Here is a 9,138-nt window from a genome sequence, read left to right on the forward strand (position 1 = left end):
CGCCGAGGCCGGCCGCGCCGAGCCACTGCCGCCACGAGGGCAGCCAGCGCCACAGCCCCGCCCGCCCCGCACGCGGATAGTCCACGCGCCGCCGCCGGACCGCACGGCTGCCGGGATGCCGCCGGCCGCGGCGACGCGGCCTCTTCCCCTGAGCATGTGTCCCCATGCCGGGGAGGAGGGCGCCGCTCGCGGCCGGGTTGTCAGGAAGCTGTTTTCCCTGCGTAACAGCAGCCGGTCTCCGTACGCGGGGAGGGCGTCAGCCGGCCTTGCTCAGCGCGCCCTGCTCCTTGAACAGCGCGAAGCCGTTGGCCCAGAGCTGGTTGACCCGCGCCCGCTCCGTGGCGTTGGGCTGCGCGTTGGTGCACGAAGGGCCGGGGCCGCCGCCGGACATCAGCTCGCTGCACGGCCCCGAGTAGTGGTCGGGGAGACCGAGGACGTGCCCCGTCTCGTGGGACGTCACGCGCGTGGAGTTGTACTGCTGGTTCTGCCGGTAGTCCAGGAAGATGTAGCCGCGCCCGTGCCCGTCCGTGGAGGCGTACGAGCCGCGCGAGTCGTTGCCCTCGCGGTACTCGAAGTCGTAGCCGCTGCTGACCTCCTGGAGCCGCACGTTGGTGACCGCGGAGTTCCAGATGGACGTGGACTGGGCTATCTGGCTGCGGAAGCTGGGCGCCCTGCTGGTGCGGTACCGCACGGTGACGGCCTGGATGCCCGGCTCCGCCGCCTGCTTCTTCAGGGCGGACTTCATCACGGCCTCGAAGAACTGCCGGTTCTCGGCCGCGTTCTCCGCGCTCGCGCTCTTCGACGGGGTGTACGCCGAGACGGCCGTGCCCGCCGGGACGGCCGGGGCGGGTGCCGCGAACGCCGTGGGGGCGGTCAGGGTCGCCACGAGCGCGGCGGAACCGAGGGCGGCGACGGCGTACGTTCTGGTCTTGTTCATGGGGGTGTCCCTTCCGGGGGCTGGAGGCCTGCGGGTGCGACCTCCGGTCGGGACGAGTATCGGGAGCGCGGCGGGAGTTGCCCCGATGTCATTGGGCGATAGCGCGATGACATCAACTCCCTTGGTGCGGCGGTTCAGTGAACGCGCCGAATCCGACGGATGTCCCGTACGCAGAGATTGAGGGCGGTGGCGACCAGAATGATCCCCGCACACACGACGAGCACGGCCCGGTCGGCGAAGACACCGGCGAAGAGGGCGACGACGAGGTAGCCGAGCGGGATGGCGAGCCGCTCACCGACCTGGTTGAACGAACTCATGCGCCCCAGTTCGGCGTCCGGTACGTGCTGCTGGAAGGCGGTGACCCACGTGACCCCCGCGATGTCGAGGCAGACGCCCGCGAGGGCGGCACAGACCAGCAGCCAGGGCAGCGGCAGGCCGAGGGCCAGCCCGGCCAGGGGCAGCGCGAGACCGCCGCTCGCGGCGACGGCGACGACGAGCAGCCGGCGGGGCCGCCACCGCAGGCACACGACGGCCCCGGCGAGGAGCCCGAAGGAGAAGGCGCCCTGGACGAACCCCCAGGTACGGGCGCCGTCGTACCGCTCCTCGGCGACGACGGGCCCGAGGAGCTGATACCCGGCGAGGAAGGCGGCGACGAGGACCGTCCCCGCCGCCGTGTACGTCCACAGCCACGTCCGTGACCGGAAACCGCTCCAGCCCTCACGCAGATCGGCGAGCGCGGAGCCACGGGGGACGGGGGCGCCGAGGCGGAGCCCGAGGAGCAGCAGGGCGGCGACGGCGAAGGTGAACGCGTCGAAGCCGAGGGCCCACGCGGGCCCGCTGAGGGCGACGACCAGGCCACCGGCCACGGGCCCGGCCACTTTGACGGCGTTGACGGGCAGCCGCAGCAGGGCGTTGGCCTGCTGGAGCCGGTCAGGCGCGACGAGCTGCGTCACGACGCCCTGCGCGGCGGGCGTGGTGAAGGCCACGGCGACCCCCGAGACGAAGCCGCAGGCCGCGATGGAGGCGGTGCCCGCGTGCCCGGAGGCGACGACCAGGGCGAGCGCGCCCTGCGCGGCAGCGGCGAGCAGATTCCCGCCGAACAGCAGCCGGCTACGGGAGAGCCGGTCGGCGAGGACACCGCCGACGAGCAGGAAGACCACGGTCGGCACGGTGTTCACGGCGAGCACGAGCCCCAGCGCCCCGGCCCCGCCACCGGCACCGATCACGGCATAGGCGAGAGCCAGCGGCGCCATGGCCGACCCGGCGGCGGAAACGAACTGAGCGAGGGCGAAACGCCGGAAGGCGGGGATGCGGAGGGGCGGGGGTGTGGGGGTTGTGGGGGGTGAGAGGGGTGCGGGAGGTGCGCCTGATTCGGCCTCGGTATCGGCCTCGGCCCCGCGGCTGATGCGCCTGCCGCTGCTGCTGTCACTCATGCGCCCCTGCTCACGTAGTACCGGCGTAAGGCTGCCCGTGGCTCTGCTTCTCTGCTTCTCTGCTTCTCTGCTTCTCTGCTTCTCTGCTGCTCCGGTGCTCCGGTGCTCCGGTGCTGTCGGGGCGAGGACTTGGACCCGGCCCGGCGGGCAGCATAGGGGGAGTGGGGTGTGGCTGAACGTAAGGGACCGCCGGGTAGCCGTACGTGATGCCGGTACCGGAACCGTGGGCGCGCCGAGTCACCGTGTCATCCTGGTGCCTGCCCCCCCCAGACCCCGGAGGCGATGTGACGGCATCGGACGAGAACGCGGCACGGCGACAGGACGCCCCCGGGGCGCCCGGACAGGACGGCGGGGGCGCAAGGGCGGAGCAGACCGCGAGGGCGGACCAGGCCGAGCAGGCCGAGCAGGCCGAACAGGCCGAGAAGGTCGTGGAGCTGGAGCGCAAGGTGAGCCAGCTGGAGCGGGCGGTCGAGTCCCACGCCGCGGTGGACCAGGCGATCGGCATAGTGGTCGCCGTGGGCAAGCTGACCCCGGACCAGGGCTGGACGGTACTCCGCGAGACGTCCCAGCACACGAACACGAAGCTGAGCCGGATAGCGGACATGATCGTCGACTGGGGCTGCGCCGGGGACCTGCCGGAAGACATCCGCAGGGAACTGGACGCGAGCCTGGCGAGGGCCCAGGCGAAGTCGAACTGCGCGGAGGCACCGGGCTGACGCCAGAGCCCGCGTACGGCCGGAGGCCCTGCTGGGCGCTACGAGGCGGAGGGCGGGGCTTCGGCGAGGGTGTGGGCGACGAGCGCGTTGGCGTGCCCGTGCCCGAGCCCGTGCTCATCCTTCAGCCAGGCGACGAGTTCCATGTGCCGGGTGAGCGGCGACTCCCGTATCAGCGCCTTCCATTCGGCCACGGGCCGCCCGTACTTCTTCTCGATGGAGGGGAAGTAACTGGCGGGACCCTGAACCTTGGCGGCCATGTGGGGCGATCCTTCCGGTCGTACGCGAAGTGTGCGGTCACGGGTATGACGCCGTGACCGCCCGCGTCTCATCGCCGGAAGACAGTGACCTGCACCACATCTCGTATCCCCGGTTCCGCTGCCGCCCCCCCACACTCACGTCACTGGTACTCACTCAGGTCGATGGAGGAGACGCTCAGCGCGTGACCATGGACGGGGTGGCTGATCTCCCGCTCGGGGACCATGCCGAGCTTGCGGACGACGTTGGCGGAGGCGGTGTTGCCGATCCGGTCGACGCTGACGACCCGGTCGAGCCCACGGTCCTGCAGGGCGAACTCCAGGGTGGCCTGCGCGGCCTCGGAGGCGTACCCCTGCCCCCAGAACTGTGCTCCGAGCCGCCAGCAGATGGCGACGGCGGGCAGCAGCTCGGGCAGATCCTCGGGAACGTGGAGTCCGACGGCCCCGGCGAGTTCCCCCGACCCGAGCAACTCCACGGCGAAGATCCCGAACCCTTCGTCGTCCCACTCCTCCTCCCACCGCTCGATGTCCTCGGCGGTGGCCTCCAGATCCCGGACGTCCCCGTCCCCGACCCACCGCATGACGCGGGGATCGGCATGGATGTCAGCGAGAGCGACGAGATCGTCGTCGTCCCACTGACGCAGGAGAAGGCGTGGGGTACGGATTTCGGTCATGGGGGTCATGGTGCCGAAGGGAGGGGCGGTACCGGTAATCGGCGGACACGGGCAGCGCTGGGCCGCCGGGCCGCTGGGGCGCTGAGCCGCTGGGCCGCCGGGCCGCTGGGGCGCCGGGTCGCCGGGTCGAACCGCGTCCCGAGGGTGCTGCCGTGGTACGTCCACCACGCCCGCTACGGGCCTGGGCCGGCGTCGAGGATTCCCCGTTCACGGCGTGCTGCGGCGCTGAGGCCGGCGGGCCAGACCGTGGTGGCATCGGCGTGGGCGCCGGTCAGCAGCGCTTCGTCGAGCACCGTGCCGCTGAGATCGGCGCCACGCAGGTTCGCGCCGCGAACGTCGGCTCGGCGCAGGCCGGCCCCCTGGAGATGCGCGCGGGAGAGGTTCGCGCCCTTCAGGCTCGCGCCGTCGAGCAGCGCCCCGCGAAGGTCGGCGTCCGTGAAGTCGGAGCGATCGAGCCGGGCGCCGGTCAGCGCGGCCCGAGCGAGGTTGGAGTGCCGGAACAGGGTGCGGCCCAGTCGGGCGCCGCGGAGGGAGATGCCGCGCAGATCCACGCGCGACAGGTAGAGCGCGGGGTCATCGGGGGTCCTGATGCGACGCTCCAGGACCCACATGGCCGCCTGGACGTCGGGGGCACGGACATTCATCACGGGCAGCCGGTCATCCACCGACGGGGTGGGGTGCTCCGGCCCGTCGGCAGAGCCGACCAGCCACGTGAGTCTGCCGCGGACGAAGGCACCCAGGAGGAACTGGATCGGGTCACGATCGGCGTGGGAGTTCTTGGCGATGTGCTCAAGGGCGTAGATCCCGCCGATACGGACGTTGACGTCACTGCTGCCGATCTGGTCCACGGCCCGGGTGAAACGCTCGGTCAGCTGGCTCTCGCGGCTGACGTGGACCTGGCGCCAGGTAGCCGCGGCGCCGATGACCACCACCAGCCCGACACAGCTCTGCAGCATCGCGGTCCGCGCGTCATTGGCCAGCCGGTACTGGGCCTGCCGCAACTCGATGCGCGCCTGTGCGCTGCGGACGCCGCGCAGGTCGGCTTCGCTCAGCGGAGGGTAGAGCAGCCGGGGCACCAGGAAGATCACGCTCACGACGACGACCAGCACCCCGGCCGACGCCAGCACCAGACCCCAGACGACCGACCGCCTCACGGCCCCGCCCCCGTCCCCGGCCCGTCCCCCCACGACACCTCCTGGTCGGTCGGCCCCTGGCGCCGCGAGGGAAGTACCGCGTGAGCCACGGAGGCGTACGCGCGCAACGACCAGGCGAACCCACCCTGGGCCCCCGGAGCGCGTCCGGAGTGGCACGGCCGCCGGTGTCAGCCCTGCTGTCACGGATCAAGCGTCTGCTCGACCGATGGCCGCCCCGCTTCCTCGGCACGGCAGAGCATCCGATGGGCCGGAACCACCCGCTCCCCCGGAAGGGGGTCGATTCCCCGTACGCGAACCGCCACGGTATCGGTCACCACCGGCGAATGGGGGCCGACGATCGGAACGAGGCGCCACCGATAGGCGGGAGGAACGTCCTTGGCCGGCAGTTCCAGCACGGCCAGGCTGATCCACCGGTCATAGACCGTCGGGTAGACGCGGACATCCGCATGACACTCGGGGCAGGTCGGCGGCTCTACGAAGCTCACGTCGTCAGGGCCGGGTTCCGGCCGAGGAAGTGCTGTGGCCCCGTCACTCATCGCCATGTCGTTGGCGAGCCGGTTCCAGCAGGCGTCACAGACGACGGCCAGCAGGTCGATGCGCCCCCTGCTGCGCACAGTCGCGTCAAACTCCCGGCACCGCTGGCACAAGAGCTGATCGCGACCGGTTGGCCTCCGCATAAGTTCGATTGTGAACGAGCGATGGCGAGCGCCAGTAGGTCGCGTTCAGGACGTCTTGAGAACTAGATACCAAATTACTGGTTCCGCCCCAATGGCCCACACGACACCTCCACTCCCTGGACCGACCGGCATCACCGTGAACACCTGAACGACGACTGCCACCACGTGCTGTCGTCCACGGGCCCCACACCGTGCTGCTCGGTCGGTCGGAGCGACGGGCGCTCGCCCGGCGCGACATGGTCAGGCGTTCCAGCGCCACCCGTTGTAGTCCTCGCACGTGGCCATGCGCCCGTTGCTGGCCTTGAGCGTGCGGCCGCGATCAGCCCCCGCGCAGAACTCACCCTCCACGACGACCTTGCCTGTTGAGGTGCAGGCATAACCGGGCTGGCTGCCGTCACCGGGGCAGGTGCGCGGACTCGTGGACCCGGCTTCTTGGTGGCGGGCCCGGCTGCGTCGCCGTCCAGGGTTCTCCAGAAGCACACCGCCGCCTGCACGGCTCCGCGCTGCTGCTTCTCCGCTGACTACGACAGTCGCGCCGCCGCCGAGCTGGCCGCCCGTACCCATCGCTGCCCCGTCCGCTGAAAGGACCCGCACACCGTGACCGTCAGCCTGCCGCTCGTCGTCCTCCTCGGCTCCTTCGCCTGGGGAGCCGTCAAGTTCCTCGGCGTCCGCACCTCGTGTGCCGCCGGGACGGAGCGCCACAGCCCTAGCCCGGCGGCGAGCCCACACCGCAGGCAGCCCTCGACCCCACGCGGCGCCAGTACTGAAAGGGCCCCCTTCCGCCTTCGGGCGGGAGGGGGCCCTCTCGTCATGTCGTACGGCGGGGGCTACACGCCGCGCAGCCGCGCGAGCATGAGCAGCGCGGCGACCGCGTTCGCCGAGCGCACCTCGCCGCGCGCGATCAAATCGGGCACCGTGGCGAGCGGCACCCACTCACGACGCGCCGACTCGAAATCATCGACGGGCAGATCCCGCACCTGCTCGGCCGAGTCAGACCAGTACACCCGGTGGTGCGACGTCGAGATCCCCGGCATCGGGTCGACGGCGAGGAGCAGCTGCATCGGGCCCGGCCGCCACCCGGTCTCTTCCTCGAACTCCCGCGCGGCGGCGGTCGCAGGGTCCTCGCCCGCACCCGTACCGCCTGACGGGAGCTCCCACCCCCACGCGTCGGTGATGAAGCGGTGCCGCCACAGCAGCAGTACCTCGTTCGCGTCGTTGACGACGGTGGCCACGGCGACGGGGCGTAGGCGGATCACGGTGTGGTCGAGGTGCCGACCGTCGGGCAACTCGACGTCGGCCATGGCCACGTTCACCCACCGGTTCTCGTACACGGTGCGCTCGCCGAGGTTCCGCCACACTGACACGCTGCTGCCTCTCGCTCGGGTACCACCCCATCCGACCACACCGGCTACAGCGGGATGCGGAGGGTGTCGTCGATCCGGCCGACGACGTCCCGGACGCTGCTGCTGCGGGTGGCGGCGAGACTCCGGCGGACCCCAGCGAGCCGGTCGTACAACCGGTGGGACTCCATGCCCTGCACCGTGTCGAGCATCCGCTCGGCGGTACCCGCGGCGTGGTCGACAGAACCGGCCCGCATCTGGCAGTCGGCAAGGGTGGCGAGCCGGTGTACCCGGCCGCGGGCGTGAGCCTGGATACCGACAGCCTCGGCTGCGAACTCCTGGGCCGGCCCGGTGTCGCCGAGCCGCATGAGGGTGTCGGCGAGCGCGGTCTCCAGCAGGCCGGGCTGTACGTATCCGGTCTCGGCTGGCTCCTCGTCGGGCCTGATCCGCCCGGCGGCCGTCTCGGCCTGCTCGATGGCCGAGCGGGCCCCTGCCTGATCGCCCATCCGCGCGTAGGCCTTGGCCTGCATCGCGTGTAGGTCCGTGGCGAGTGCGGGAGAGACGGCGTGCCCGGCGGTGCGGAGCCCTGCCTCGGCGAACGCGACGGCCTGCCGGTGCTCGCCCATGAACAGGCTGTGGTTGACGAGGAGCGCGACGACGTACCCGCCGAACGCCCGGTCACCGCTGGCCTTCGCAAGGCGCAGCGCCTGGTGGTAGTACCGCTGCGCGAGCCCCTGCGCGTTGGAGTCGTAGGCGCAGATCCCCGCGATGGCGACCAGGCCGCCGACGGCCCGGTGCAGCTCGCGGCCGGTGCCGTCGGTGTACGTACCGCGCATCAGCGGCGCCGTGTCCTGCACGAGATAGCGCACCACCCGGGCGCGCGTCGCGACACCGCCCGCCTTGCGGTACATCTGCTCGTAGTGACTTCGCGCCGTGCGGAGCTGCTCCACGTCGGGCAGGCCCACGCGGATCGCGCCGCGGCTGGACACGTCGACGTCGTCGGGCGGGTTCTCCCACTCCCATACGGGTCCGACCGCAGGGAGTCCGGTGATGACCGGGACTTGTTGGAGGTCCTCGCGTTGCTGGTGGTCACCGCGCCACAGGGCGGTGGCCTTGCCGATGAAGCCCTCCAAGGGAGCACCGGGGGGGAGCAGCTGCTTGTCCCATGCCGATGTCGTCGAAAGTCAGCGTCCGTCCTAGGCGCGGGCCCAGAACCTCCGCAATCAGGTCCGGGACTATCCCGCGCGGGCGCTCGCCTCTCAGCCAGCGGATGACAGAACTGTGGTCGTAGCGCATTCGCGTCCCTCGTGCCGCTCCGGCCTTGTTCACCCGCGTGGCCAGACCGACGCGGGACATGCCGGCTTCGTGCAGGAGGGCGTCGAGCAGGGTGTTGGGCTCCATCGGCGACCCGCCTTCACGTCACTGTCAGTGCATGGAGCGTAGCGCCGAACGATTCACACACTGTGTGAACTCGCCAACGTCGACACTCCGTTGCACACACTTCCCGACACCCTGACCAGCGCGAACGATGTGTGTGAACGGAACTGGCCACGCACGTGGAGGCCCAACGCATGTCCATCACACCCGGCACAGACGTACCGTCACTACCGATCGATCTGCCTGCTCCCGGTGGCCTGGCCGAGGCGCAGGTCTGCGGTCGCGCCTGCGTCTGGTGTGCAGTCGTCCTCGACAACACGACCGCCATCGACCTCGGCGCACGCGAGATCGACGCGCACGGCAGCGTCACCCGCTGGTTCCCCCGCAGCTGCGGCCCCTGCGGACGCGCGCGCTTCCGCGACGCCTTCACCGCCCATCGGTCGGAGTGCCCGGTGTGCTCGACCAAGCTGCCGTGGTGCACCACGGGCAAGCGCCTGTTCGGGGCCTTCCTGCGCGCCGACCGGCCGGAGGCGCCGCGATGAGCGAGGGCACCCGGTTCTGCTGGCGCTGCGACGA

General features: G+C 71.3%; 9 protein-coding genes and 2 pseudogenes. 3 read left to right on the forward strand and 8 right to left on the reverse strand.

Features of this window, described 5'->3' with window-relative positions:
* Positions 1-256 precede the first annotated feature (256 nt).
* Complete coding sequence (gene snpA / locus AB0I16_RS04700; RefSeq protein ID WP_363247857.1) at positions 257-937, reverse strand: snapalysin; 681 nt, start codon at positions 935-937, stop codon at positions 257-259.
* A 134-nt stretch (positions 938-1,071) separates the two neighbouring features.
* Positions 1,072-2,247 carry an MFS transporter gene (locus AB0I16_RS04705; protein WP_363247889.1) on the reverse strand — a complete coding sequence of 392 codons (1,176 nt, stop codon included), beginning with the start codon at positions 2,245-2,247 and terminating at the stop codon, positions 1,072-1,074.
* A 407-nt stretch (positions 2,248-2,654) separates the two neighbouring features.
* Between AB0I16_RS04705 and AB0I16_RS04710 the strand changes: the two genes are divergently transcribed.
* Positions 2,655-3,086: an ANTAR domain-containing protein gene (locus tag AB0I16_RS04710; protein ID WP_363247858.1), complete on the forward strand. Its 432-nt coding sequence runs from the start codon at positions 2,655-2,657 to the stop codon at positions 3,084-3,086.
* A 38-nt stretch (positions 3,087-3,124) separates the two neighbouring features.
* Here AB0I16_RS04710 and AB0I16_RS04715 read toward each other — a convergent pair whose 3' ends face one another.
* From AB0I16_RS04715 to AB0I16_RS04730, 4 genes are all read right to left on the reverse strand, one after another.
* Positions 3,125-3,343 carry a DUF4287 domain-containing protein gene (locus AB0I16_RS04715; RefSeq protein WP_363247859.1) on the reverse strand — a complete coding sequence of 73 codons (219 nt, stop codon included), beginning with the start codon at positions 3,341-3,343 and terminating at the stop codon, positions 3,125-3,127.
* Positions 3,344-3,483: 140 nt separating this feature from the next.
* Positions 3,484-4,014 carry a GNAT family N-acetyltransferase gene (locus AB0I16_RS04720; protein WP_363247860.1) on the reverse strand — a complete coding sequence of 177 codons (531 nt, stop codon included), beginning with the start codon at positions 4,012-4,014 and terminating at the stop codon, positions 3,484-3,486.
* A 173-nt stretch (positions 4,015-4,187) separates the two neighbouring features.
* Positions 4,188-5,168: a pentapeptide repeat-containing protein gene (locus tag AB0I16_RS04725; protein WP_363247862.1), complete on the reverse strand. Its 981-nt coding sequence runs from the start codon at positions 5,166-5,168 to the stop codon at positions 4,188-4,190.
* 179 nt (positions 5,169-5,347) lie between these two features.
* On the reverse strand, positions 5,348-5,782 hold the full coding sequence (locus tag AB0I16_RS04730; protein WP_363247863.1) for a DUF6083 domain-containing protein: 435 nt from the start codon (positions 5,780-5,782) through the stop codon (positions 5,348-5,350).
* Between the two features lie 534 nt (positions 5,783-6,316).
* Between AB0I16_RS04730 and AB0I16_RS04735 the strand changes: the two are divergent.
* Positions 6,317-6,427, forward strand: a pseudogene (locus AB0I16_RS04735) (mobile element transfer protein); the annotation flags it as partial.
* A gap of 245 nt (positions 6,428-6,672) precedes the next feature.
* Here AB0I16_RS04735 and AB0I16_RS04740 read toward each other — a convergent pair.
* Both AB0I16_RS04740 and AB0I16_RS04745 read right to left on the reverse strand, forming a co-directional pair.
* A complete protein-coding gene (locus tag AB0I16_RS04740; RefSeq protein WP_363247864.1) occupies positions 6,673-7,209 on the reverse strand; it encodes an NUDIX hydrolase in 537 nt (178 codons plus the stop codon).
* Positions 7,210-7,253: 44 nt separating this feature from the next.
* A pseudogene (locus AB0I16_RS04745) lies at positions 7,254-8,586 on the reverse strand (transcriptional regulator).
* A gap of 170 nt (positions 8,587-8,756) precedes the next feature.
* Between AB0I16_RS04745 and AB0I16_RS04750 the strand changes: the two are divergent.
* On the forward strand, positions 8,757-9,104 hold the full coding sequence (locus AB0I16_RS04750; RefSeq protein WP_363247865.1) for a hypothetical protein: 348 nt from the start codon (positions 8,757-8,759) through the stop codon (positions 9,102-9,104).
* The last annotated feature ends 34 nt before the right edge of the window (positions 9,105-9,138 follow it).

Source organism: Streptomyces sp. NPDC050703 (assembly GCF_040654435.1).
Classification (GTDB): domain Bacteria; phylum Actinomycetota; class Actinomycetes; order Streptomycetales; family Streptomycetaceae; genus Streptomyces.